A 24,197-nucleotide genomic window follows, 5' to 3' on the forward strand; every position below is an offset into this window, starting at 1 on the left:
GGGAAGCAGACCCAAGGGCGCAGCCCCGGAAAGCAGGGCCGGGGGGCGACAGCCCCGAGAGGCGGGCTACAGAGGCACAACCCCAAGAAACAGAGCCCAGGGGCGGCGGCCCCGAGAGGCGGGGACACAACCCCGAGAAACGAGCCCCAGGGGCGGCAGCCCCGGGGAGCGGGGGCCGGGGGCGCAGCCCCGGGGAGCGGGGGCCGGGGGCGCAGCCCCGGGGAGCGGGGGCCGGGGGCGCAGCCCCGGGGAGCGGGGGCCGGGGCGCAGCCCAGGGAAGAAGGGGCCGGGGCGCAGCCCCCGAGAAGCAGAGCCCAGGGGCAGCAGCCCCAGGGAGCCGGGGGGGCGGGGGCGCAGCCCCGAAAAGGGCTCAGGGGCGCAGCCCAGGGAAGCGGGGGCCGGGGCACAGCCCCGGGAAGCAGGGGCCGGGGCGGAGCCCCGGAGCTGTCCGCTGAGGACTTTCGGGAAGGGGCGGGGAGGGGAAAAGAAAAACGGCCGAGGCCCGGACAACCTCAGCTGTCCGGACCCCGACCGAAGTACCGAAGTACCGAAGTACCGAAGTACCGAAGAACGGCGCGACGGGGACGCCCCCGTCACTCCCCGATCAACGCATCGACAAACGCCTCAGGCTCGAACGGCGCAAGATCATCCGCCCCTTCCCCGAGCCCGACCAACTTCACCGGAACCCCCAGCTCCCGCTGCACAGCGACGACGATGCCCCCCTTCGCCGTACCGTCCAGCTTCGTAAGCACGATGCCCGTGATGTCGACCACCTCGGCGAAGACCCGGGCCTGGACCAGCCCGTTCTGCCCGGTCGTGGCGTCGAGCACGAGCAGCACCTCGTCCACCGGCCCGTGCTTCTCCACGACCCGCTTGACCTTGCCGAGCTCGTCCATGAGCCCGGTCTTGGTGTGCAGGCGGCCGGCCGTGTCGATGAGCACGACGTCGACGCCCATCTCCTTGCCCTCCTTCACCGCGTCGAACGCGACGGAGGCGGGGTCGCCGGCCTCGGGCCCGCGCACGGTGTACGCGCCGACCCGCTCGCCCCAGGTCTGCAGCTGGTCGGCGGCCGCGGCGCGGAAGGTGTCGGCGGCGCCGAGGACGACGGTGCGGCCGTCGGCGACGAGGACGCGGGCGAGCTTGCCGGTCGTCGTGGTCTTGCCGGTGCCGTTGACGCCGACGACCATCACGACGCCGGGGACGCCGCCCGCCACATGCCCGGTCTCCGTCTTCACGGCGCGGTCGAGGTCGGTGCCGACGAGCGTGAGCAGCTCCTCGCGCAGCAGGGCGCGAAGCTCGTCGGGCGTACGGGTGCCGAGCACCTTGACGCGCTCGCGTAGGCGGTCGACCAGCTCCTGCGTGGGGGCGACGCCGACGTCGGCGGTGAGGAGCGTGTCCTCGATCTCCTCCCACGTGTCCTCGTCGAGGTGCTCGCGGGAGAGCAGGGTCAGCAGGCCCTTGCCGAGCGAGTTCTGCGAGCGCGCGAGGCGGGCGCGCAGCCGGACGAGGCGGCCCTCGGTGGGCTCGGGCACCTCGATGGCGGCCGTCTCGGGAAGCTCTTCGGCCTCCTCGACGGGCGCCTCGGGGGCGGGCGCCTGCGCCGCGGGGAGTTCGACCTCCTCGATGGTGCGGCGCGGTTCTTCCTTCGGCTCCTCGGCCTCTTCGCCGACGTGCGGCTCGGCAGGGGGCTCGGTGATGGTCGGGGTGCTCGACGGGGCCGACGGCGGCAGCTGCTTCTTCTTGCGGCCGCTCACCACCAGGCCGCTGATGGCGCCGATCACCACTACGGCGATGACTACAGCAAGGATGAGGATGTCCATAACCCTGCCAGTATGCGGGAGACCCCCGGCAGGCGTACGGGAGCGGACACGACCGCCCGGCGCGGTCGCCTCCAGGCCCTGATCAAAGGACCTTGGACCCTATTTGCGATTTTTAGGGCGAACGTACGATAGTGGTGCTTCCCCCACCCCTGCCCCACGGAGCTCCCGTATGCCCGCGTCCCCCCGCGCGTCCGCAGAGGCGTCGACGTCCGCCGTCACCGAGATCGAGAGTGCGATAGAGACCCGCGGTCTCGAACCGGTCCCCGACAGCGAGCGCACCGGCAAGGTCCGGGAGCTGTTCCCGACCTGGGTCGCCGCCAACATCAGTGTGCTGCTGCTCACCATGGGCGCGGGCCTGGTCGTCTTCAACGGCCTGAACATCTGGCAGGTGCTGCTGGTCGCGACGGTGGCCCCCATCGTCTCGTACGGCATCGTGGGCCTGATCTCCATCGCCGGCAAGCGTGGGGGCGCTCCCGGCATGGCCCTGTCGCGGGCGGTCTTCGGGCAGCGCGGCAACCTCTTCCCCGGCTCGCTGATCTGGGTGGCCCGCTGGGGCTGGGAGACGATCAACGCGGTCACGGGCGCGTACGCGATCCTGACCGTGCTCGACCTGCTCTTCGGTGTGAAGTCGAACACCGTCCTGATCGTCGTGACGCTGCTCTTCTTCGTGACCGGCACGTTCCTGGTGTCGGGGCTCGGCATCAACGCGCTGCGGGTGTGCAGCAAGTGGTCGACGTATCTGTTCGGCGCGTTCAGCGTGCTCGTGCTCGGCTACCTCGTCGTCGAGACGGACTGGTCGGCGGTCCTGGCCAAGCCGGCCGGCTCGGCCGCGATGGTGGTCGCGGGCATCGGCATGATCGGCGCGGGCGGCATCAGCTGGGTGCCGTCGGGCCCGGACTTCACGCGCTACCTGCCGCGTACGGCCTCGTCGAAGAAGCTGGTCGGCACGACGGTCGGCGGCGCGGGCATCGTCGTCCTGCCGATGGTCCTGATGGGCGCGGTGATGGCGGTGTCGACGCCGAACCTGGCGAGCGCGCAGGACCCGGTGGCGTTCATCGGCGAGCTGCTCCCGATCTGGATCGCGGTGCCGTATCTGCTGATCGCCCTGGTCGGCATGCTGCTCATCAACTCGATGTCGATGTACTCGGCGGGCTTCACCGCGCAGACCCTCGGCATCAAGGTGCCGCGCGCCGCGGCGGTCAGCGTCAACGCGGTGATCAGCCTGGTCTTCGGCTTCCTCCTGATGGTGGTGGCGACCAGCTTCATCGGCTCGTTCATCTCGTTCCTGACGCTGCTCGCGGTGGCGTTCTCGGCCTGGATCGGCGTCTTCGGCGTCGACATGCTGCGCCGCAAGACCTACGACGGTCAGGCCCTGCTCGACACCACGCGCAGCTCGGCCTACTGGTACAAGGCGGGCTTCGCCTGGCAGGCCATGACGGCGTGGGCCGTCGCCCTCGCCACCGGCCTCCTCTTCACCAAGGTCGACTGGTTCGCGGGCCCGCTCGCCTCGTCCTGGATCGGCAAGCACGGCCTGGGCTGGCTGACCGGCATCGCGGTCTCGGCGCTGCTGTACGCGGTCCTGCCGCGCACCAAGTCCCCTGCGGTGGACGCCGGTTCGGCCGTGCAGGCCGACGATGAGCGCGAAACCGTGTCCGTCTGACCCACCCCCTGTTTATCTGACGCTGCGTCAACTAACGTCCCCCTTCGCCAGCCCACGGAACTCCCGTGTTCCCGGTGAAGGGGGACGTCGTCTGCCATGGCCGTCACCGTCGTACGTTTCAACCTCGTCGATCCCGCGGCGACCCCCGAGTCGCTCGCGGCCCGCTATCGCACCGCCGTCGAGATGGCCGCGTACTGCGACGACCGGGGCCTGACCACGATCCAGACCGAGGAGCACCACGGCGCGGCCAACAACTGGCTGCCGTCGCCGTTCTCCTTCGCGGCCGCGGTGTTCGGGGCGACGCGGCGGATCGCCGTGACCGTCTCGGCGATCATCGGCCCATTGCACGATCCGCTGCGGCTCGCGGAGGAGATCGCCGTACTGGACCTGCTCAGCGGCGGCCGTCTGGTGACCGTCGCCGGGATCGGCTACCGGCGCGAGGAGTACGAGGCGGCCGGCGTCGACTGGGCGCGGCGCGGGGCCCTGCAGGACGAGCTCCTGGAGACCTTGCTCAAGTCGTGGACCGGGGAGCCCTTCGAGTTCCGCGGCCGTACGGTCCGGGTGACGCCGCAGCCGTGCACGCAGCCCAACCCGTTGCTGCTCGTGGGCGGTTCGTCGAAGCCGGCGGCGCGGCGGGCGGCCCGGCTCGGCCTGCCGTTCTTCCCGAGCGCGCACCTGCCGGAGCTCGACGCGTACTACCAGGAGAAGCTGCGCGAGTACGGCACCGAGGGCTGGACGATGATGCCGGCCGCCGAGACCCCGCTGCTTCACGTCTCGGAGGACCCGGACCGCACCTGGGCCGAGTACGGGGAGCACTTCCTGCACGAGGCGCGCACGTACGCCTCCTGGCAGAACAAGGACATCCACTCGGCGGTGCGCTCGGGCGCGGACACCGTGGCCGAGCTGCGCGCCGAGGGCGTGTACCGGGTGCTCACGCCCGACGAGTGCGTGGCCCTGCACGAGGGCGGCCACGACCAGTTGATCCTGCATCCGCTGTGCGGCGGGATGCCGCTCGACGAGGGCTGGCGCTCGCTGCACCTGTTCGCGGAAAGGGTCATGCCCCGGCTCAAGGACTGAACCGGGGCACGACCGATCTGGAGAGAGGGGCAGCGGGGTTTTAGCCCATCTCCTCCAGAGTCTTGCCCTTCGTCTCGCGGACGAACTTCAGGACGAAGGGGATGGAGAGCGCCGCGAAAGCGCCGTAGATGATGTACGAGCCGGTCAGCGACCACTCGGACATGCTCGGGAAGGTCTTGGTGATCGCGAAGTTGGCGATCCACTGCGCGGAGGCGGCCACACCGAGCGCGGCGGCGCGGATCCGGTTCGGGAAGATCTCGCCGAGCAGCACCCAGACCACGACGCCCCAGGAGAGTGCGAAGAACAGGACGAAGGCGTTGGCGGCGATGATCGCGACCAGGCCCTGGGTGTCCGGCAGCGAGACGTCGTCGCCGGAGCCCGACCGGTACGAGAACGCCCAGGCCATGGTGAACAGGGCGGCGGCCATGCCGGCGGAGCCGATGAGCGCGAGCGGCTTGCGGCCGATCCGGTCGACGAAGATCATCGCGATGACCGTGCCGACGATGTTCACGATCGACGTCTCGAACGAGTACAGGAACGAGCTGCTCGGGTCATGCCCGATCGACTGCCACAGCTGGTTCGAGTAGTAGAAGATCACGTTGATGCCGACGAGCTGCTGGAACACCGAGAGGCCGATGCCGATCCAGACGATGGGCAGGAAGCCGACCTTGCCGAGCAGGTCCTTGAAGGTGGGCTTGTGCTCCTTGCGGATGCCCTCCTCGATCTCCATGGCGCGCGCGTCCACGTCGACGCCGGAGCCCTCGACCTCGCGCAGCACCTTCTTGGCCTCGGGGATCCGGTTGACGTGGATCAGGAAGCGCGGCGACTCGGGGATCGCGAAGGACAGCAGCCCGTAGAGGACGGCCGGGACGACCATCACGCCGAGCATCCACTGCCAGGCCTCAAGGCCGCCGATCTCACCGCGCTGGTTCCCGTCGGCCATGTTGAGGATGCCCCAGTTGACCAGCTGCGAGACGGCGATGCCGATGACGATGGCGGCCTGCTGGAAGGAGGCGAGCCGGCCGCGGTACGCGGGCGGGGCGACCTCGGCGATATAGGCCGGGCCGATCACGGAGGCCATGCCGATGCCGACGCCGCCGATCAGGCGCCACACCGTGAGGTCCCAGGCGGCGAAGGGCAGCGCCGAGCCGACGGCGCTCGCGGCGAACAGCACCGCGGCGATCTGCATACAGCGGATACGGCCGATGCGGTCGGCGATCCGGCCGGCGAGCGCGGCGCCGACGGCGCAGCCGAGCAGCGCGGTGGCGATGATCCAGCCGAGCACGTTCGCGTCGACGTCGAAGCGCTGCTGGATGGCGACGGTCGCACCGTTGATCACGGAACTGTCGTAGCCGAACAGGAAGCCGCCCATCGCGGCCGCCGCCGTAATGAAGACGACATGGCCGAGGTGGTCCGGCTGGGGGTTCCTCGCCGACTGCGGGGCCTGCGATGTGCTGGTCACGTGTGCTCCTCGGGCCTCCGGCCACAGCGCCGGAAGTGGGGGTAGAGGCACCTTCCAGTGGCGCACAACTCCACGCCGCCCACCACTTGAAGGTGAAAACAACGTTGCAGAGACTATGCCTTCAAGTTTCGAAGTCAATAGGGGAAGAGCCGTGAATTTCTGAGCAGCAGGAAGCCTTAAGGGTTCAATGCTTGAACTTACAAAGGGGAAATCGGGGCGGAACGGTCAGCCCGCCCTCGACCCACGGGCGCGGCTCGGCCCCGGCCCACAGGACCGGCTCGGCCGCAGGTCGACAACCGGAGTCAGCTCAGCCGCTGGCTGATGACCTTCGAGACGCCGTCGCCCTGCATGGACACCCCGTACAGCGCGTCCGCGACCTCCATCGTGCGCTTCTGGTGTGTGATCACGATCAGCTGCGAGGACTCCTGCAGCTCCTGCATGATCCGGATGAGCCGCTGCAGATTGGTGTCGTCGAGGGCCGCCTCGACCTCGTCCATCACGTAGAACGGGCTGGGCCTGGCCTTGAAGATGGACACCAGCATGGCCACGGCCGTCAGCGACCGCTCACCGCCCGAGAGCAGGCTGAGCCGCTTCACTTTCTTGCCCGGCGGCCGCGCCTCCACGTCCACGCCCGTGGTGAGCATGTTGTCGGGGGCGGTGAGGATCAACCGCCCCTCACCGCCCGGGAAGAGCCGCGAGAAGACGCCCTCGAACTCCCGCGCCGTGTCGTGGTACGCCTCGGTGAAGACCTGCTCGACCCGCTCGTCCACCTCCTTCACGACCTGAAGGAGATCGGCCCGGGTCTTCTTCAGGTCCTCCAGCTGCTCGCTCAGGAACTGGTGCCGCTCCTCAAGCGCCGCGAACTCCTCGAGGGCCAGCGGATTGACCTTCCCGAGCTGCTGGTACGCCCGCTCGGCCGCCTTGAGCCGCTTCTCCTGCTCCCCGCGCACATACGCCCGCGGTTTGTTCCGCGGATGCGAGCCCGCGGCGGAGCCGCTGTCGGACTCAGCCTCCGGCAGCTCCTCGCCCTCGGCCGGCGGCGACGGCGGTACGGGCTGGTCAGGGCCGTAGTCCGCGACCAGACCCGCCGGCTCCACACCGAGCTCCTCCAGGGCCTTGGCCTCCAACTGCTCGATCCGCATCCGCTTCTCTGCCCCGAGGACCTCGCCCCGGTGCACCGAGTCCGTCAGCTTGTCGAGCTCCGCCTTCAGATCCCGGCCCGCGTTCCGCTCCGCCACCAGCTCCTGCTCGCGCTCCGCCTTGGCACTCTCGGCCGCGACCCGCTCCTGCTCCGCCCGTACGACGGACACCTCCACGTGGGCGAGCAGCTGCCGGGCGCCCGAGCCGACCGCCTCCGCGACAGCCGCCTCGCGCCGCAGCCTCGCCCGGCGCTGCCCGGCCCGAGCGCGCGCCTCCCGCTCGGCGCGCGCGGCCCGGTCCAGGCCGTCGGCACGTCCGGCGAGCCCCTTGACCCGCTCCTCGTGCGTCCGCGCCTGAAGGCGTGCCTCCATCTCGGTCTGCCGCGCATTGGCCCCATCGGCGGCAAGCCGGTCCCGTACGGAGGTGTCCGGCTCCTCCTCTACGGGCAACTCCTCGGCCACGGCGAGCCGTTCGGCAAGTTCCTCCACCTCTTCGAGGGCGCGGTCCAAGGCCTCCTGCGCACGGGCCGCCGCCGCGGCCGACCGCTCGGCCTCGCCCACCGCGCCCCGCGCCTGCCCGGCGAGCCGGCCGAGCTGCTGCGACACCGCCGACTTCTCCCGGTCCGCGGCCCGCCGCCGCTCCCCCAACTCCTCGACGAGCGCGGCACATTCACGCCGCCGCTCCATCGCCCGCTGCTGCTCCTCGGCCAGCACCTCGCACCGTACGCCGAGCTCCTCCAGGTCGGCCGCGGCCTCGTCCACCGAGGCCTGCACCTCGATCAGGCTCGGCGCCCCGGCCGACCCGCCCTGCGCGAAGTGCGCCCCGAGCAGGTCGCCCTCGGCGGTCACGGCCGTCACGTCGGGACGCGCGTAGACCAGATCCTCGGCGTCCTCGAGCGTGCCGACGACGACCACGCCGCGCAGCAGCCGCCGCACCGCGGGCATCAACTCCTCGGGCCCGCGCACCAGTTCGGCGGCGAACGGCGCCCCGTCCACCTGCCGCACCGGTACGTCGTCGGGGGCGCCGCCGAGCAGTACGGCCGCGCGGCCCGCGTCCTGCTTGCGCAGCAGCCGGATCGCCTCGGCGGCCGTCGCCGGGGTGGACACGGCGACCGCGTCGGCCGCCGCCCCGAGCGCCGCCGCCACCGGCACCTCGAACCCCGGTGTCACGGCGAGCAGTTCGGAGGCCGGGCCGAGCAGTCCGGCCAGCGAATCCTGCGCGGCGAGCAGCGCCCCCGTACCGTCCTTGCGGCGCAGCCCGAGCGCCAGCGTCTCGTGCCGGGCCGCCGTCGCCGCCCGCTTCCGCTCCGCCGAGGTGACCGCCTCCCGGGCCGCGGTCAGCGCGGCCTCGGCGTCGGCGAGCTCCCGCTTCGCGGCGTCGTGCCGCTCGCCGAGCTCGGAGTCGTCGGCGTCGAGCCCGTCGACCTCCGCCTTGAGCTGCTCGTACTCCTCCTGCGCCGCGGCCGCCCGCTCCTGCGCCTCGTCGCGCGCCGCGGCGAGCCGGTCGATCTCGGCCTGCGCCGAAGCCGCCCTGCTGCGGGCCGCGTTGACCTGTCCGCCGAGCCGGGCGAGGCCCTCGCGACGGTCGGCGATGGCCCGCGCCACGTCCTTGAGGCGGGCCTCCTCGCGCGCCAACTCCCGTTCGAGCTCGGACCGGTGGGCCACCGTGTCCTCCAAGGCCCGCTCGGCCGCCTCGAGCGCGGCCTCCAACTCGGCCTCCTGCTCCCGGATCCGGGCGGCCTCGCGCTCCATGTCCTCGGGCTCGCGGCCGCGCCGCTCCTCGGCGGGCGCGGAGGTCGCGCTCTGCACCCGGGCGTCGGCGAGCGAGATCGTGCCGCGCACCCGCTCGGCCAGCTGCGACAGCTCGTACCAGGTCTGCTGCGCCCGCTGAAGGCGCGGCGCGAGCCGGCGCGCCTCGCCCTCCAGCTCTGCCTCGCGCGCGAGCGCCGCCTTGAGCCGGGCCTCGGCCTCCTCCTTGCGCCGCTTCAACTCCGCCTCGTCGGCGACCTCGGTACGCAGCGCCTCCCGCAACGTGACCAGGTCGTCGGCGAGCAGCCGCAGGCGGGCGTCGCGCAGGTCGGCCTGGATGACGGCGGCCCGGCGCGCCACCGCGGCCTGCCTCCCAAGTGGCTTGAGCTGCCTGCGCAGTTCGTCGGTGAGGTCCTGCACGCGCGCGAGGTTGGCCCGCATCGCGTCCAGCTTCCGCAGCGCCTTCTCCTTGCGCTTGCGGTGCTTGAGCACCCCGGCGGCCTCCTCGATGAAGGCGCGGCGCCCCATCGGATCGGCGTGCAGTACGGAGTCGAGCTGGCCCTGGCCGACGATGACGTGCATCTCGCGGCCGATGCCGGAGTCGGACAACAGCTCCTGGATGTCGAGGAGTCGGCAGGTGTCGCCGTTGATCTGGTACTCGCTGCCGCCGTTGCGGAACATGATCCGCGTGATGGTGACCTCGGCGTACTCGATGGGCAGCACACCGTCGGAGTTGTCGATGGTGAGCGACACCTCGGCCCGGCCGAGCGGCGGCCGCCCGGTGGTGCCGGCGAAGATGACGTCCTCCATCTTGCCGCCGCGCAGCGACTTCGCGCCCTGCTCGCCCATGACCCAGCTGAGCGCGTCCACCACGTTCGACTTGCCGGAACCGTTCGGTCCGACGACGCACGTGATGCCCGGCTCGAAGCGCAGTGTGGTCGCCGAGGCGAAGGATTTGAACCCGCGCAGGGTCAGGGCCTTGAGGTGCACGCCGCCGGACTCTACCTTTCGGGCGCGCCCCGACTCCATGAACCGCCGCGTCTCAGGGCGTGAACGCGCGGTTTCATCGCGGAAGGTGCAGGGCACATCAGACGTTGAGGAACGCTTTCACGACCAGAGCCGGGGGAGGCAGGGAAAGCGGGGGGAGCAGGCGATGACGGAAGACGCCGAGGGCGCCGCGGGGCGGAAAGAAAGAAGGGACGCCGAAGCGTCCCTATGCAGATCTTCTCAAGCGGCTGACACGGGCAGCCCCGAGTGATGCCTCACGCGGCAGCAGCTCAGGTCAGCGCAGGCTCCGCCTGGGGTACGTCAATGCTCTCCAGAAACGAGTCGCCTTCGTGAGAAGCGGCAGCGGTAGCCAGCGCATCGTTTTCGGCCTGGATTCGTACGAGCTCGGATTCCAGGTCCTGGACGCGCTGCTGGAGCCGTCGCATCTCGGCGAGGAGTCGCGGGTCGGAGCCGCCGACGTAACCGAGAAGCGCCTTTGCCATGATGGATGGTCCTCCACACTGAGTGACCGACCGAAGCGGTGTGGGTCGTGAGGGAAGCACCCGCGGTGAATGGCACTGCTTGTTCTGACTGCCGTTCTCACATGCCAAACAGCTAGGGTGCGCGGGGACTTCCAGAGTCTCACCAAAAAGTTTGACGGTCAACACGATCACACCCCGTATCGGTGGGCGACCCGGGGGCGCGCGGCCTGGGAACGGGCGGCGCTGCTCTCCTTCGGGGCCCTGGGGGCGTGGAGATCATTCTTATCGGCGCAGCCTCGCACGACAAGCCTTTATTGGCAACCACCAGGCGCTTTTCCGTCCCGGCTCCCGCAGGCGCGGCTCCCGGGCGCAGCGTCGGACGCCCGGGAGCCGTCGACGCTCACCGGATGGCGAAGGTGTCGTATATACCGCGGGGCGTGTCCCAGATCTCAGTGACGCCGTCGACCCTGCCGGGTGTGTCGCCCTCCATGAGCCAGGACAGCAACGCGTCACAGCCGATACGGGTGCCCTCGGCGACGACCTGGACGCGGCCGTCGGCCAGATTGAGTGCGAAGCCGACCAGTCCGCCGATCTCCAGCGCCTTCGCCCTGGTGAACCAGCGAAAGCCCACCCCCTGCACCTGTCCGCGCACCCAGGCGGTCATCCGTACCTCTTCATTCATGTGGGAAAGCTAACCGGCCGATTGCCCGCAAGGCACTTCGCCCCCACATTCTCTTCACGTACAGTCGCGAAAGCTGGGCCTCACTCGTTCGGGTGAGGCGCGTAGACCTCAGGTAGCAGGAAGGCCACCAAGATGGGACGCCACCGACGCGTCGGCGCCGCGGGCGCGAGCGAAGAGCAGCACTCTGCGGACACCGGGCGCGCGGGCGGCGCATCCTCGCACCGCCGAGCGAAGCGGGGGCCGGTTCCGGTGCGCACCGGACTCCTCGGCGTCTCCGCGGCCGTGGCCTTGGGCGCGGTCGCGGTCGCGTCCGGCCTGATACCGGGCGATGTCTTCACCGGTGACGACGGTCGCGAGGCCAGCCGGGTGCAGTCCGCGGGCAGCCCGACGGACCTGGCGACGCAGGGCGGGGCGAGCGAGTCCCCGGACCGTTCGGAGAGCCCCCCGAGCCGAGGCTCCGAGCGCCCCGAGCCGTCGAAGTCCCCGTCGAAGGCCTCCCCGTCCCGTACGGCGAAGCCGTCGAAGTCCCCCTCGCCCGAGAAGCCCTCCCCGTCCGTCACGGAAGAGAAGAAGACGACCGAGCCCACGGCCGAGCCGCCGGCGAAGCCCGAGGTGACCGCCCCGGCCAAGCCGTCGGCCCCGCAGTCCCCGGACTCCGGCCAGGGCGCCGAGGCCGAGGTGCTCTCCCTCGTCAACCAGGAGCGGGCGCAGGCCGGTTGCAGTCCGGTGAAGGCCGACGCCGCCCTCGCGGACCTGGCCGGCGCCTTCAGCCAGGACATGGACGAGCGCGACTTCTTCGACCACACCGACCCCGACGGTGACACTCCCTGGGACCGCGCCGAGCAGGCCGGCATCTCGAACCTCGGCGGTGAGAACATCGCCCGCGGCCAGGCCAACGCCCAGTCGGTGATGGACTCGTGGATGAACAGCCCCGGCCACCGCGCGAACATCCTCAACTGCGAGTACAAGACCCTCGGCGTCGGCGCCCACTTCGCGTCCGGCGGCCCCTGGTGGACCCAGGACTTCGGCTTCTAGCTTTTCGACAGGGGCGCCGGGACCAGAGCCCCGACAGGGGCGCGGGGAACTGCGCGCCCAGCCACGACGACGCCGCAGCCGAACAACGACGGGGGTTCGGGGCGCAGCCCCGGCAGGGGCGCGGGGAACTGCGCGACCAGCCACAACGGCGCGACAGCCGAGAAACAACCGGGAACGGGGCGAAGCCCCGAAAGCAAAGGGGACGGGGAGGGGAACCCCCGCCCACACCTACCCCCGCGGCACCCGCTGGCACCGAGGACAGAAGTAGCTGGACCGGTTCATCCACGGCCGCCGCCGCATCGGAGTCCCACAGCGCCGGCACGGCTCACCCTCCCGCCCGTACGCGTCGAGCGACCGCTCGAAGTATCCGGACTCGCCGTTCACATTCACGTACAGGCTGTCGAAGCTGGTCCCGCCCACGGCGAGCGCGGCGTTCATGACATCGCGGATGTGGCCGAGGAGTTCGGTGGTACGCGGACGCGTGAAGGTGGCGGTGGGCCGCTCGTAATGCAGCTTGGCGCGCCACAGCGCCTCGTCCGCGTAGATGTTGCCGACGCCGCTGATCAGCGACTGGTTGAGCAGTGCCCGCTTGATGGTCGTACGGCTGCGGCGCAGGCCTTGGTGGAACGCCTCGTCGTCGAAGGCCGGGTCGAGCGGGTCGCGGGCGATGTGCGCGATGACGTCGGGCAGCCCGTCGGGGGTGGTGCCGTGCAGGGAGAGCCCGCCGAAGGTGCGCTGGTCGACGAAGCGCAGTTCGGTGCCGAGGTCGTCCTCGAAGCGGACGCGGATCCGCAGATGCTTCTCGTCGGCTGCGTCCTCGGGCTGTACGAGGAGCTGTCCGCTCATGCCGAGGTGCGCCAGGATCGCGCTGGGCGAATCGGCGAGCGGCAGCCACAGGTACTTGCCGCGCCGCCGGGCCTCCCCGATCCGGTGCCCCTTGAGCCGGGCGGCGAAGTCGGGCCCGCCGGCGACGTGGCGGCGCACGGCCCGCGGGTGCAGCACGTCGACCTCGGTCACGACGCGTCCGGAGACCCAGCTCTCCAGTCCGCGGCGGACGACTTCGACCTCGGGCAGTTCGGGCACGGGTCCTCCCCCGGTACGTGTGGTTGCAACGGCGACGGCCCGCCCCGTGGGTCACGGGACGGGCCGTCGTACAGCCTGCGGAAGGCGGCGGCTCGGGGCCGACGTCAGGCTCAGGCCTTGGCGGATTCGGGGGCGCTGTCGGCGTTCGCCCCTTCGGCCTCGGCCTTGGCGCGCTCGTCCGCCGCGGCGCGAATCGCACGCCACGCGGACTCGGCGGCCTGCTGCTCCGCTTCCTTCTTGCTGCGACCAGTGCCGGTGCCGTACGAGACGCCTCCGACGCGGGCGGCAGCGGTGAAGGTCTTCTCGTGGTCGGGGCCGGTCTCCGAGACCAGGTACTCGGGCACGCCGAGCCCTTCGGTCGCGGTGAGCTCCTGGAGGCTGGTTTTCCAGTCCAGGCCGGCACCGAGGTTGGAGGACTTCTCGATCAGCGGGTCGAAGAGCCGGTGGACCAGCTCGGACGCCGCGTCGAGGCCCTGGTCGAGATAGACGGCGCCGATCACCGCTTCGAGGGTGTCGGCGAGAATGGACGCCTTGTCCCGGCCGCCCGTGCCTTCTTCGCCCCGGCCGAGCCGGATGAAGGCGCCGAGGTCGAGCCCGCGGCCCACCTCTGCCAGCGCACGCGAATTGACCACCGCGGCCCGCAACTTGGCCAGTTGGCCTTCGGGCAGGTCGGGGTGGGTGCGATACAGCGTGTCCGTGACGACGAGTCCGAGCACGGAGTCCCCGAGGAACTCGAGCCGCTCGTTCGTCGGCAGGCCGCCGTTCTCGTACGCGTAGGAACGGTGGGTCAGTGCACGCACCAGAAGGGCGGACTCGAGCTTGTACCCGAGCCGCCCTTCCAGAAGCGTGTGGGACGAGGCCGTGTTCTCCGCCTGCTTCTTGGCGTTTGCCGCTTTGGCGTCATCCGCCGTTTTGTGGCTAGACACGGTGCCTCTCACCAGCCGCTCAGACCTCGAGGACCTGGCGCTTGTTGTAGGTGCCGCAGCTGGGGCACGCGATGTGCTGCTGCTTCGGCTCCTGGCAACGCTCACACGAAACCAGGGGGGTGACCGCAGCCTTCCACTGCGACCGGCGGTGGCGCGTGTTGCTGCGCGACATCTTCCGCTTCGGAACAGCCACGGCTACTTCTCCTGCTTCTCGTCGACGCCAGCTTCCGCTTCGGCGCCGCTCATCTCGTCCTTCTCGCTGTCCTGGAGCGAACCAGCGAGTCCCTGCAATGCCGCCCAACGGATGTCGACGGCGTCGTGGTGGTGGTCCGGGTCGTCAGCGAGCCGCGCACCGCATTCGGCGCACAGACCCGGGCAGTCGTCCTGGCACACCGGCTGCATCGGCAGTGCGAGCACCACCGCATCGCGCAGCACGGGCTCGAGGTCGAAGAGTCCGTCCTCGAGGGGGGTCATGTCCTCGTCCTCGGCGTCGTCGGCCGGTTCCGCCTGCTTGCTGCGGCCACGGTCATCGGCGTCGGGGTACGTGAACATTTCCTGGAAGTCCGCTTCGAGCTCTCGCTCCAGCGGCTCCAGACACCTTACGCACTCCCCCTCGACCCGTGCACGGGCGGTGCCTGTGACAAGCACCCCTTCCATGACGGACTCGAGCCGCAGCTCAAGGTCGACCGGAGCGCCGCCAGGCACTCCGATGACTCCCTGGATGCCGAAGATCGCGTCTCCGGAGGGGGCGTCGATCGTGCGGGTCAGCCGCTGGAGCGCACCAGGACGCCGACCCAGCTCGTGCGTATCGAACACGAGGGGGTTGCGGTGGTCGAGGCGGGCGTTCAGGGCTCTTCCTGCTTTCGATCATCGAAGTCTCGGGGAGGCTGACCTCGCTTTGAGCGGACAGCCAGGGCCGCGGGCGTCGAAAACCGACGAAGCGCACGCGCGACCGAAGAGCCAGGATACTGGACCATGCGCTGTCGGCCCAATCCGCCCTCTCATTGCTGGCCAGAGGCCTTCACTGCCCGGGGCCGCGCCCCTGTTCGTACGCGCGCAGCTGGTCGACGCTGATCATGCTCGTGTCGAAGAGGCTGGCCTCGTCGAGCGCGGGCCCCTGCTGCTGCGCCGCGTCGGTCGGCTGCCGGCCGTCGGCCTGGTACATCCCCTGCGCGGACCCGAGCGGCCCGAAGTCCTGCCCCGGCTGCTGATAGGCGTACGGGTCCTGCTGCTGGTACGCGTACGGGTCCTGCTGTGCGTACTCCTGCGGCATCTGCTGGTACGCGTACGGGTCCGGCTGCCGGTAGCCGTACGGGTCCTGCGGGTCGTACTGCTGCTGCGCGGGCACCGGGGCCGGGGCGACGGGCGGCGGCGGGGGCGGGGCCTGCGGCTGCGACTGGGGCTGTGACGGCAGGTACTGGTGGGCCGGTTCGGGCTGCAGTTGCTGCGGCGGCTGCTGAGCTTGCGCCTGCTGTTGCTGCTGTCGTTCCTGTTGCTGTTGCGGTTCGGCGAGGTCCGCGAGGTAGTCCGCGTCGCTCGCGAGGTGCTGGTGGCCGTACTCGTCGAAGGCGCCGAGCTGGCCGAGGTCGTCGGAGGCGACGCGGCCCTGCAGCTTCTGCCGGCCCCGGCCGACCGCGTCCAGGGTCTTGGAGAGCACCGCCTCGAAGGCGCCGAGCTTGACGTCCACGTACGAGTCCGCGCGCTGACGCAGGGTCTCCGGGTCCTGGCTGCGCTCGGGGGCCTCGGTGAAGTCCGGGTCCTCGTACCCCTGGGCGTCCAGGCCCTGGCCGGTGCCGAGGAGCTTCTCGCGGCCGCGGCCGACGGAGCCGAGGGTCTTGGTGAGGACGACCTCGAAGTTGGCGAGCTTGGAGTCGACGTACTCGTCGGCCTCCTGGCGGACCTCCTCGGCCTCGGCGCGGGCCTTGGCGAGGATGCGGTCGGCTTCGTCCTGGGACTGGCGGGCGACCGCGGTGTCGGAGATCAGCGAGCCGCGCTCGGCACGGGCCGACTCGAGGATGCGGTCGGCCTCCTGGCGGGCCTGCTCGACCAGCTGCTCGTTGCTGCCGATGACCTGCTCGGCCTGGGCGAGGGAGCCGGGCAGGGCCGCGCGGACCTCTTCGAGTCGCGCGAGCAGCTCGGCCCGGTTGACCACGCACGAGGCCGACATCGGCATGGACCTGGCACCCTCGACCGCTTCGACGATCTCGTCCAGCTTCTTCTGCACGTCCACCGTGTGCTCGCCACTCTCTGCCTGCTAGGAGTCTCTGCCCGGTTGGGAGACGGACAAGGCGACTGTAAGGGCAGCGGCCGCCCCGCCGACACCGAGTGACGGAACGTCAGCTCCGCCGGGCGGGTTCGCGCGAGCGAGGCGGACCGGCTCGTGGGCGGGGCTCAACTCTCCTTGGAGAGACGGCCGGTGAGGGCCGTGTTCACCAGCGGCGGCACGAGGTGCGAGACGTCACCGCCCCAGGCCGCCACCTCCTTGACCAGCGAGGAGGAGAGGAAGCTGTACGTGGGGTTGGTGGGGACGAAGAGGGTCTCCACGCCCGAGAGGCCGTTGTTCATCTGGGCCATCTGCAGCTCGTAGTCGAAGTCGCTGACGGCGCGCAGGCCCTTGACGATGGCGGGGATGTCACGCTGCTTGCAGAAGTCGACGAGCAGGCCGTGGAAGGCCTCCACCTCGACGTTCCCGAACTCGGCGGTGACCTGGCGGATCAGCTCGATCCGCTCCTCGATCTCGAACAGGCCCTTCTTGGACTGGTTGATCATCACCGCGACGTGGACCACGTCGTAGAGCTTGGAGGCGCGGGCGATGATGTCGAGGTGTCCGTTGGTGATGGGGTCGAACGACCCCGGACAGACGGCGCGGCGCAACTGAAGTCCCTCGCTCTCGGGTCCTGACGATGCGTTCATGAGGTGGGTTCCTCGCTGGTCGAGGCGGCGCGACCGTACCAAAACGTGCCCTCGCCGTAGCGCCGGGACCTGAGCCCCTCGAAGCCGTCCGGCCAGCCGAATTCTCCGCCTCTGGTGCTGCGCTCCACTGTGATGAGCGCTTGCTCAGCGAGCCAGCCCTGAGCACGGAGTGTGAGCAGAATCTCCCGAAGATCGTCGTCGCTCACCGCGTACGGCGGATCGAGGAACACCAGGTCGTACGGGTCCTGCGGGGCCGCGCCCGCGATGATCGCCGCCGCCTTGCCGGCCCTGACCTCGGCGCCGGGCAGGGCGAGCGCCTTGACGTTCTCCCGGATCGTGCGGACCGCTCGGGCGTCCGTCTCGACCAGGAGTGCGTGGCCCGCGCCCCGGGACAGCGCTTCGAGGCCGACGGCGCCGGAGCCCGCGTACAGGTCGAGGACGCGCTCGCCTTCGAGGGGGCCGCCGAGCAGCGACTGCCAGGTGGAGAACAGGCCCTCACGCGCGCGGTCGGAGGTGGGGCGTGTGCCGTTTCCCGGCGGTACGGCCAGTCGGCGTCCGCCGGCGCGGCCGGCGATCACGCGGGTCATCTGCATCCTCGGGGTTCGTTCGGAGGTATCGGGTGCTCGGGTGCAGTCACCCGGACCCGACTGGTGCCGTCACCCAACGATATGGCGTGCTCGGGGCGCGGCCCCGCCGGGCCGGTCAGCCCTTGTCCAGGTACTCCTCCCGGTCCTTGTCGAGGAGGGCGTCGAGAGCCGTGCGCAGGGCGGGGAGGCGGGTGAGCTCCGGGTCGGCACTCACGATCCGTACGGCCTCCTCGCGGGCCTCGGCGATGATCTCCTCGTCGTCGATGACCGCGAGGACCCGCAGCGAGGAGCGGACTCCGGACTGGGCCTGACCCAACACGTCGCCCTCGCGCCGCTGTTCGAGGTCGATGCGGGAGAGCTCGAAGCCGTCCAGGGTGGCCGCGACCGCGCCGAGGCGGGCGCGCGCGGGGCTGGCCTCGGGCATCTCGGAGACCAGCAGGCAGAGGCCGGGGGCGGAGCCTCGGCCGACGCGGCCGCGCAGCTGGTGCAGCTGGGAGACGCCGAAGCGGTCGGCGTCCATGATCACCATGGCGGTGGCGTTGGGGACGTTCACACCGACCTCGATGACCGTCGTCGCCACCAGCACGTCCACCTCGCCGGCCGCGAAGGCGCGCATCACGGCGTCCTTGTCGTCCGGCGCCATGCGGCCGTGCAGGACTTCGACGCGCAGGCCCTTCAGGGGGCCGGCGGTGAGCTGCTCGGCGACCTCGACGACGGCGAGCGGCGGGCGCTTCTCCGCCTCGTCCTCGGCGGACTTCTTCTTGGCGGACTTGTCGTCCAGGTCGTCGCCGATGCGGGGGCAGACCACGTACGCCTGGTGGCCGTTCTCGACCTCTTCGCGGACGCGTTCCCAGGCGCGGGCCAGGAAGTGCGGCTTGTCGGCGGCGGGGACGACGTGGGTGGCGATCGGCGAGCGCCCGGCGGGGAGTTGATCGAGCACGGAGGTCTCCAGGTCGCCGAAGACCGTCATGGCGACCGTGCGCGGAATCGGGGTCGCCGTCATCACCAGGAGGTGCGGCGGCTGTTTGCCCTTGCCGCGCAGGGCGTCGCGCTGCTCGACGCCGAAGCGGTGCTGTTCGTCCACGACGACCAGGCCCAGGTCGTGGAACTGCACCTTGTCCTCGATCAGGGCGTGCGTGCCGATGACGATTCCGGCTTCCGCGGTGGCGAGGTCGAGCAGGGCCTGGCGGCGGGCGGCGGCGCCCATGGAGCCGGTGAGGAGCACGACCTTGGTGGCGTGCTCGGCGCCGCCCAGCATGCCTCCCTCGGCCAACTCCCCCATCATCTCGGTGATCGAGCGGTGGTGCTGCTGGGCGAGGACTTCGGTGGGGGCGAGCATCGCGGCCTGCCCGCCCGCGTCCACGACGGCGAGCATGGCCCGCAGGGCGACCATGGTCTTGCCCGAGCCCACTTCGCCCTGCAGGAGGCGGTGCATCGGGTGCTCGTTCGCGAGGTCGTCGAAGATCTCCTTGGAGACCCGCTGCTGGCCGTCGGTGAGCGTGAAGGGCAGCTTGGCGTCGAAGGCGTCGAGCAGTCCGTCCGGCGCGGGCCGGCGGGGCACCGCGGGCAGCTGCGTCTCGGCGAACCGACGCCTGGCCAGGGCGACTTGGAGAACGAACGCCTCGTCCCACTTGAGGCGGTCCTTCGCGGACTCGACGTCCGCCTTCGAGTGCGGCCGGTGGATCTTCAGGAGCGCCTCGGGGAGCGGCACCAGGCCCCTTCCCTGGCGCAGGGAGGGCGGCAGCGGGTCCACCGCGTCCTGGGCGCTGGGCAGGACCGCGTCCACCGCCTTGGCGATCTTCCAGGACTCCAGCTTGGCGGTGGCCGGGTAGATCGGGATGAGCGCCCCGGCCCAGGACTCGACGGCGTCCTCCGCCTCGGCGCCGCTGCCGCCGCGCAGCAACTGATAGGCGGGGTGGGCGAGTTGGAGCTTGCGGTTGAAGGCGGACACCTTGCCGGCGAACATCGCGCGCGTGCCGGGCAGCAGGTCCTTGTGCGGCTTGTGGATGCCGCGGCCGAAGAAGACCAGCTGGAGCTGGCCGCTGCCGTCCGTGATGGTGACTTCGAGGCGCTGCCCCCGGCCGTTGTTGAACTTCAGGACGCGGGCGGTCGCGACCTGGGCGACCACCGTCACGTGCTCGTCCAGGGGCAGGTCGGACAGCGTGGTCAGCTCGCCCCGCTCCGCGTACCGCCGCGGGTAGTGGTGGAGGAGGTCGCCGACCGTGTGCAGGTCGAGGTGCTCGGCCATCACCTTCGCGGTGGCGGGGCCGAGCGTCTTCTTCAGGGATTCTTCGAGCGCGGGCACGAATCCATTGCACACCACGGCACCGACAACGCGCTCAGCCTGTGGATAACCCGGCCGCGCCGTGCCCGCGCCCCGTCCGCCCGCCGCGCCCGGCGCCCGCTACTCGACGCCGATCAGCATCAGCGGCGACCGCCGCCCGCCGCGGTACACGACGGTGTCGACGGCGAGGTGGTGCTCGCGTACGTGTTCCGAGAGGGCGTCGGCGACCGAGTCGGGTACCTCGTCGCCGAGCACGAGCGTGACCATCTCGCCGCCCGCGGAGAGCATCCGGTCGAGGACCGCGGCCGCCGTGGCCGTGACATCGGCGCCGATCACCGCGACGTCGCCGTCGATCAGGCCGAGCAGGTCCCCGGCCTGGCAGATGCCCGCCATGGTCCACGACTGCCGCTCCGCGACGGCCAGTTCGGCGTACCGGGTGGCGCCGGCCGCCGACGTCATGCCGACGACGTCCTCGTCGAAGCGCCGGTCCGGCTCGTGCACGGCGAGCGCCGCGATGCCCTGCACCGCGCAGCGGGTGGGGATGAGCGCGACCCGTACGCCTTCGGCGCGGGCCTGCTCGGCCGCGGCCGCCGCCGTGTACCGCAGCTCCGGGTCGTTGGGCAGCAGCACCACCTCGCGCGCGTGCGCCCGCCTGATCGCGTCGACCAGCTCACCGCTCGCCGGGGGCTCCTCGGGCCGGGCGAGCACGGTCGTCGCCCCGGCCTCGGCGCACAGCTCGGCAAGGCCCTCGCCCGGTACGACGGCGACGATCGCGCGCTGCGCCCGCTCCCGCTGCTGCTTCGCGCGCCCGGCGCTGTGCGCGTCCTGCGCCCCGAAGTGCGTGATCCGGATGCGGTACGGGCGGCCCGCCTCGACGCCCGCCTCGACCGCGGCGCCCGCGTCGTCCACGTGCACATGGACGTTCCACAGCCCGTCGCCGCCGACCACGACGAGGGAGTCGCCGAGGCCGTCGAGGCGGGTGCGGAGCCGGTCCACGGCGGGGTCGTCGGCCTCCAGGAGGTAGATCACCTCGAAGGCGGGCCCCCCTTCCCCGTCGCCGCTCTCGGCCCCGCAGTCGACGGCGCCGACGGCACTCTCGGCAGCGGCCTCAGCATGCGTCACCGCGTCGAGCGGTTCCGTCGCAGCCACGCGCGCGTGGTGACCGATTCCGGAACTGCCGCGCACCGTCCGGGCGGGCGCCCGCCCGGACAGGGTCTGGACGAGCGCTCCGAGCACCGCGACGAGACCCTCGCCGCCCGCGTCCACGACGCCCGCGCGGTCCAGGACCGCCAGCTGCTCCGGCGTCGCCTCCAGCGCCGCGGCGGCGCCCTCGTACGCGGCGACGGCGACCGCCGCACAGTCCCCGGCCGCGCTCTGGGCCGCCTCGGCCGCCGCGGTGGCGACCGTCAGGACGGTGCCCTCCACGGGATGGGCCACCGCCTGATAGCCGGACTCGGCAGCCCGGCGCAGCGCAAGCCGCAGCAGCTCGGCGCCGTCGACCGCTCCCGCCGCACCCACCGCACCCGCACCGGAGTCGCTGTGAGCCGCACCACTGTCCGCACCCCCCACCGCGGCAGCCTCGGCCAGCACCTGAGACGTGCCGCGCAACAGCTGCGCCAAGATCGTGCCGGAGTTTCCGCAGGCCCCGATGAGCGCGCCGTGCGCCAGCGCGCGCACCGCCTCCGCAAGGGAGGGACCGGCGCCTGCGCCCGCCGCCTCATGGCCCGCGAAAACCGCCTCTACCGCGCGTGCAGCGGATTCCACGGTCAGGTACAGGTTGGTGCCGGTGTCCCCGTCGGCGACCGGATAGACGTTGATCGCGTCGATCTCCTCGCGGGCCCTCCCCAGCGCGCTAAGCGCCAGTCCGCACCAGGTGCGCACCACCTCGGCGTCGGGGGTCTGGGGCACCGGCTGCCTCCTTGTTCAGGGGTCGTCTCGCAGCGTAGTCCCCGGTCGGGAGGCCGCCCGGGGCAGGCCCCCGGCCGGTCATGGTAGTTTCGTTCTACCGAAGCGGTCGTTGTATGCTGCTTCGGTTGCCTGACGAGAGTCAGGCCGACCTTCCCCCTGGCAACGCCACTCAGATCGCTAGATCCCGGCATGCCGGGATTAACCGTAAGTGCATCTGAAGTCTTTGGAGTGACCCGTGGCTGCCAACTGCGACGTCTGCGGCAAGGGGCCGGGCTTCGGCAACAACATCTCCCACTCGCACCGCCGTACGCCCCGTCGCTGGAACCCGAACATCCAGCGCGTGCGTACCGTGGTCGGTGGGACGCCGAAGCGGCTCAACGCCTGCACCTCGTGCATCAAGGCCGGCAAGGTCTCGCGCTGACGAACGTGTAGCGCGGCCACCTAGCTGGTTGCTGTAAAAGCCGGTCCACCCTCGGGTGGACCGGCTTTTACGTACCCGCACACAAGCCGCAGGACGGGCAGCAACGCACAGCCCGCTAAGAGCCGAACCGCCACCCGTGGTCCACAGGCCCGATCCCACCGCCGAGCGCGAAGCCCGCGGCGATCGCACCCGTCACGTACTCCTTCGCCTCGCGCACCGCGTCCGGCACCGTGCGCCCCTTCGCGAGGCCCGCCGCGATCGCGCTGGCCAGAGTGCAGCCGGTGCCGTGGGTGTGGCGGTTGTCATGGCGCGGGGCGCGCAGCCAGTGCTCCTCGGAGCCGTCCGTGAGCAGATCCACGGCGTCGCCCTCCAGATGGCCGCCCTTGATCAGCGCCCAGCGCGGCCCGAACTCCAGGAGCGCGGCGGCCGCGCGCCGCAGCCCGTCCTCCGACTCGACGCGTACGCCGGTGATCTGCGTGACCTCGTCCAGGTTCGGCGTCGCGACCGTGGCGACGGGAAGCAGCTTCGTACGGAGCGAGTCGAGCGCCGAGGCCGCCAGGAGCGAGTCGCCGTGCTTGGAGACGCCCACCGGGTCGATCACCGTGGGCGCGTCCGTGCCGGCGAGCAACTCCGCGACCGTCTCGACGAGTTCGGCCGACGCCAGCATGCCGGTCTTCACGGCCTGCACGCCGATGTCGTCGACGACGCTGCGGTACTGCGCGCGCACCGCCTCCACCGGCAGCTCCCAAGCGCCTTGCACGCCAAGGGAGTTCTGCGCGGTCACCGCGGTCACGACGCTCATGCCGTGCGTGCCGAGGGCCAGCATGGTCTTCAGGTCGGCCTGGATGCCCGCGCCGCCGCCGGAGTCGGACCCGGCGACGGTCAGGACGCGCGGCGGCGCCGTACGGATGCTCATGACTCGATCTCCCCGAAGTGGTCCCAGCCGCTCTTGTTGGTCCAGGGCGCCCCGTCGACCGTCACCTGAGGCAGGGCCGAGGGGTTGAGGACCTCGCCGATCACCTTCCAGCGGGCCGGGAGCTGTACGTCCGGCGGGAACGTCGCGACGATCGCGTGGTCCTCGCCGCCGGTGAGCACCCACTGCAGCGGGTCGACGCCGACGGCCTGGCCGATGTCGTTCATCTGCGAAGGGATGTCGATCGAGGCGGACTTGACGTCGATCCTGACCTTGCTCGACTCGGCGATGTGCCCGAGGTCGGCGATCAGTCCGTCGCTGACGTCGGCCATCGCCGTGGCGCCGAGCCCGGCCGCGGCGGGGCCCGCGTGGTACGGCGGCTCGGGCCTGCGGTGCGCCTCCACGAACGCGCGCGGCGAGCGGAAGCCGCGGGAGAGGACCGCGAGCCCGGCGGCGGACCAGCCCAACCAGCCGGTGTACGCGACGACATCGCCGGGCTGCGCGCCCGCGCGCGTGACCGGCTCGTGGTTGCGGAGATCGCCGAGCGCGGTGATCGACACGGTGATCGTGTCCCCACGTACGACATCGCCGCCGACCACGGCCGCGCCCGCGACCTGGCACTCGTCGCGCAGCCCGTCCATCAGCTCGCTGGCCCAGGTGACCGGCAGCTCGGCGGGCACCACCAGGCCGAGCAGCAGCGCCGTCGGCACGGCGCCCATTGCGGCGATGTCCGCGAGGTTCTGCGCGGCGGCCTTGCGGCCCACGTCGTACGCGGTGGACCAGTCGCGGCGGAAGTGCCGCCCCTCCAGGAGGATGTCCGTGCTGGCCACGACCCTGCGGTCGGGTGCGGCCACGACCGCGGCGTCGTCGCCGGGGCCCAGTCGAACCGCCGGAGTGGTGGTGAGCCGGGACGTGAGCTCTCTGATGAGCCCGAACTCCCCGAGCTCGCCCACGGTGCCCTTCATCGAGTCTCGCCTCTTCCTGTCGTGCCGACTGCTCTGCCGACTGCCCCAGTGTGCGCGCGGTCGCGGGGGCCCTCGGCCGCGGGTACCGTCAACAGGTACGTCAA

The 24,197-nt window shown here is 71.3% G+C and carries 20 protein-coding genes; 4 read left to right on the plus strand and 16 right to left on the minus strand.

Features of this window, described 5'->3' with window-relative positions; translation table 11 throughout:
- Positions 1 to 593: 593 nt before the first annotated feature.
- Positions 594 to 1,820, minus strand: a complete 1,227-nt coding sequence (gene ftsY / locus QIS96_RS20040; RefSeq protein WP_282544028.1) for a signal recognition particle-docking protein FtsY — start codon at positions 1,818 to 1,820, stop codon at positions 594 to 596.
- 169 nt (positions 1,821 to 1,989) lie between these two features.
- Here ftsY and QIS96_RS20045 point away from each other — a divergent pair, with 169 nt between their 5' ends.
- Both QIS96_RS20045 and QIS96_RS20050 read left to right on the plus strand, forming a co-directional pair.
- Positions 1,990 to 3,480 (plus strand): cytosine permease, encoded by a 1,491-nt coding sequence (locus QIS96_RS20045; RefSeq protein ID WP_282544029.1) that lies wholly within the window; start codon positions 1,990 to 1,992, stop codon positions 3,478 to 3,480.
- A 96-nt stretch (positions 3,481 to 3,576) separates the two neighbouring features.
- On the plus strand, positions 3,577 to 4,557 hold the full coding sequence (locus QIS96_RS20050; protein WP_282544030.1) for an LLM class flavin-dependent oxidoreductase: 981 nt from the start codon (positions 3,577 to 3,579) through the stop codon (positions 4,555 to 4,557).
- Positions 4,558 to 4,597: 40 nt separating this feature from the next.
- On the opposite strand, the gene QIS96_RS20055 is transcribed toward QIS96_RS20050, so the two are convergent.
- The 4 genes from QIS96_RS20055 to QIS96_RS20070 all read right to left on the minus strand — a co-directional run bounded on the left by QIS96_RS20055 (position 4,598) and on the right by QIS96_RS20070 (position 11,058).
- Positions 4,598 to 6,019 carry a sugar porter family MFS transporter gene (locus QIS96_RS20055; protein WP_282544031.1) on the minus strand — a complete coding sequence of 474 codons (1,422 nt, stop codon included), beginning with the start codon at positions 6,017 to 6,019 and terminating at the stop codon, positions 4,598 to 4,600.
- A gap of 302 nt (positions 6,020 to 6,321) precedes the next feature.
- Positions 6,322 to 9,897: a chromosome segregation protein SMC gene (smc, locus tag QIS96_RS20060; protein ID WP_282544032.1), complete on the minus strand. Its 3,576-nt coding sequence runs from the start codon at positions 9,895 to 9,897 to the stop codon at positions 6,322 to 6,324.
- A 287-nt stretch (positions 9,898 to 10,184) separates the two neighbouring features.
- Positions 10,185 to 10,397: a hypothetical protein gene (locus QIS96_RS20065; protein ID WP_161700093.1), complete on the minus strand. Its 213-nt coding sequence runs from the start codon at positions 10,395 to 10,397 to the stop codon at positions 10,185 to 10,187.
- Positions 10,398 to 10,776: 379 nt separating this feature from the next.
- Complete coding sequence (locus tag QIS96_RS20070; RefSeq protein ID WP_282544033.1) at positions 10,777 to 11,058, minus strand: acylphosphatase; 282 nt, start codon at positions 11,056 to 11,058, stop codon at positions 10,777 to 10,779.
- Positions 11,059 to 11,190: 132 nt separating this feature from the next.
- Between QIS96_RS20070 and QIS96_RS20075 the strand changes: the two genes are divergently transcribed.
- The gene (locus QIS96_RS20075; protein WP_282544034.1) at positions 11,191 to 12,093 is read left to right on the plus strand and encodes a CAP domain-containing protein; all 903 of its coding nucleotides are present in this window, start codon (positions 11,191 to 11,193) and stop codon (positions 12,091 to 12,093) included.
- A 228-nt stretch (positions 12,094 to 12,321) separates the two neighbouring features.
- Here QIS96_RS20075 and mutM read toward each other — a convergent pair whose 3' ends face one another.
- The 9 genes from mutM to QIS96_RS20120 all read right to left on the minus strand — a co-directional run bounded on the left by mutM (position 12,322) and on the right by QIS96_RS20120 (position 21,794).
- The gene (gene mutM / locus QIS96_RS20080) at positions 12,322 to 13,176 is read right to left on the minus strand and encodes a bifunctional DNA-formamidopyrimidine glycosylase/DNA-(apurinic or apyrimidinic site) lyase (protein WP_282544035.1); all 855 of its coding nucleotides are present in this window, start codon (positions 13,174 to 13,176) and stop codon (positions 12,322 to 12,324) included.
- 110 nt (positions 13,177 to 13,286) lie between these two features.
- Positions 13,287 to 14,114: a ribonuclease III gene (gene rnc, locus QIS96_RS20085; RefSeq protein ID WP_282544036.1), complete on the minus strand. Its 828-nt coding sequence runs from the start codon at positions 14,112 to 14,114 to the stop codon at positions 13,287 to 13,289.
- A 7-nt stretch (positions 14,115 to 14,121) separates the two neighbouring features.
- Positions 14,122 to 14,295 carry a 50S ribosomal protein L32 gene (gene rpmF / locus QIS96_RS20090; RefSeq protein ID WP_030676011.1) on the minus strand — a complete coding sequence of 58 codons (174 nt, stop codon included), beginning with the start codon at positions 14,293 to 14,295 and terminating at the stop codon, positions 14,122 to 14,124.
- A gap of 2 nt (positions 14,296 to 14,297) precedes the next feature.
- On the minus strand, positions 14,298 to 14,951 hold the full coding sequence (locus tag QIS96_RS20095) for a YceD family protein (RefSeq protein WP_282544065.1): 654 nt from the start codon (positions 14,949 to 14,951) through the stop codon (positions 14,298 to 14,300).
- 172 nt (positions 14,952 to 15,123) lie between these two features.
- Positions 15,124 to 16,332 (minus strand): ATP synthase F0 subunit B, encoded by a 1,209-nt coding sequence (locus tag QIS96_RS20100; RefSeq protein ID WP_282544037.1) that lies wholly within the window; start codon positions 16,330 to 16,332, stop codon positions 15,124 to 15,126.
- A gap of 161 nt (positions 16,333 to 16,493) precedes the next feature.
- Positions 16,494 to 16,976 (minus strand): pantetheine-phosphate adenylyltransferase, encoded by a 483-nt coding sequence (gene coaD / locus QIS96_RS20105; RefSeq protein ID WP_282544066.1) that lies wholly within the window; start codon positions 16,974 to 16,976, stop codon positions 16,494 to 16,496.
- Between the two features lie 35 nt (positions 16,977 to 17,011).
- Positions 17,012 to 17,602, minus strand: a complete 591-nt coding sequence (gene rsmD, locus QIS96_RS20110) for a 16S rRNA (guanine(966)-N(2))-methyltransferase RsmD (protein ID WP_282544038.1) — start codon at positions 17,600 to 17,602, stop codon at positions 17,012 to 17,014.
- Positions 17,603 to 17,717: 115 nt separating this feature from the next.
- A complete protein-coding gene (gene recG, locus QIS96_RS20115) occupies positions 17,718 to 19,907 on the minus strand; it encodes an ATP-dependent DNA helicase RecG (protein WP_282544039.1) in 2,190 nt (729 codons plus the stop codon).
- A 99-nt stretch (positions 19,908 to 20,006) separates the two neighbouring features.
- Positions 20,007 to 21,794, minus strand: coding sequence for a DAK2 domain-containing protein (locus tag QIS96_RS20120; RefSeq protein ID WP_282544040.1), 1,788 nt, complete (start codon positions 21,792 to 21,794; stop codon positions 20,007 to 20,009).
- Positions 21,795 to 22,029: 235 nt separating this feature from the next.
- On the opposite strand from QIS96_RS20120, the gene rpmB reads away from it, so the two are divergent.
- On the plus strand, positions 22,030 to 22,215 hold the full coding sequence (rpmB, locus tag QIS96_RS20125) for a 50S ribosomal protein L28 (RefSeq protein WP_102913572.1): 186 nt from the start codon (positions 22,030 to 22,032) through the stop codon (positions 22,213 to 22,215).
- A gap of 115 nt (positions 22,216 to 22,330) precedes the next feature.
- Here the strand turns inward: rpmB and thiD are convergent, their stop codons facing one another.
- Both thiD and QIS96_RS20135 read right to left on the minus strand, forming a co-directional pair.
- A complete protein-coding gene (gene thiD, locus QIS96_RS20130; protein ID WP_282544041.1) occupies positions 22,331 to 23,131 on the minus strand; it encodes a bifunctional hydroxymethylpyrimidine kinase/phosphomethylpyrimidine kinase in 801 nt (266 codons plus the stop codon).
- Positions 23,128 to 24,093 carry a thiamine-phosphate kinase gene (locus tag QIS96_RS20135; RefSeq protein ID WP_282544042.1) on the minus strand — a complete coding sequence of 322 codons (966 nt, stop codon included), beginning with the start codon at positions 24,091 to 24,093 and terminating at the stop codon, positions 23,128 to 23,130. The genes thiD and QIS96_RS20135 overlap by 4 nt, the downstream gene beginning before the upstream one ends.
- Positions 24,094 to 24,197 lie beyond the last annotated feature (104 nt).

The sequence above is a fragment of the Streptomyces cavernicola genome (genome assembly GCF_029968035.1).
Classification (GTDB): domain Bacteria; phylum Actinomycetota; class Actinomycetes; order Streptomycetales; family Streptomycetaceae; genus Streptomyces; species Streptomyces cavernicola.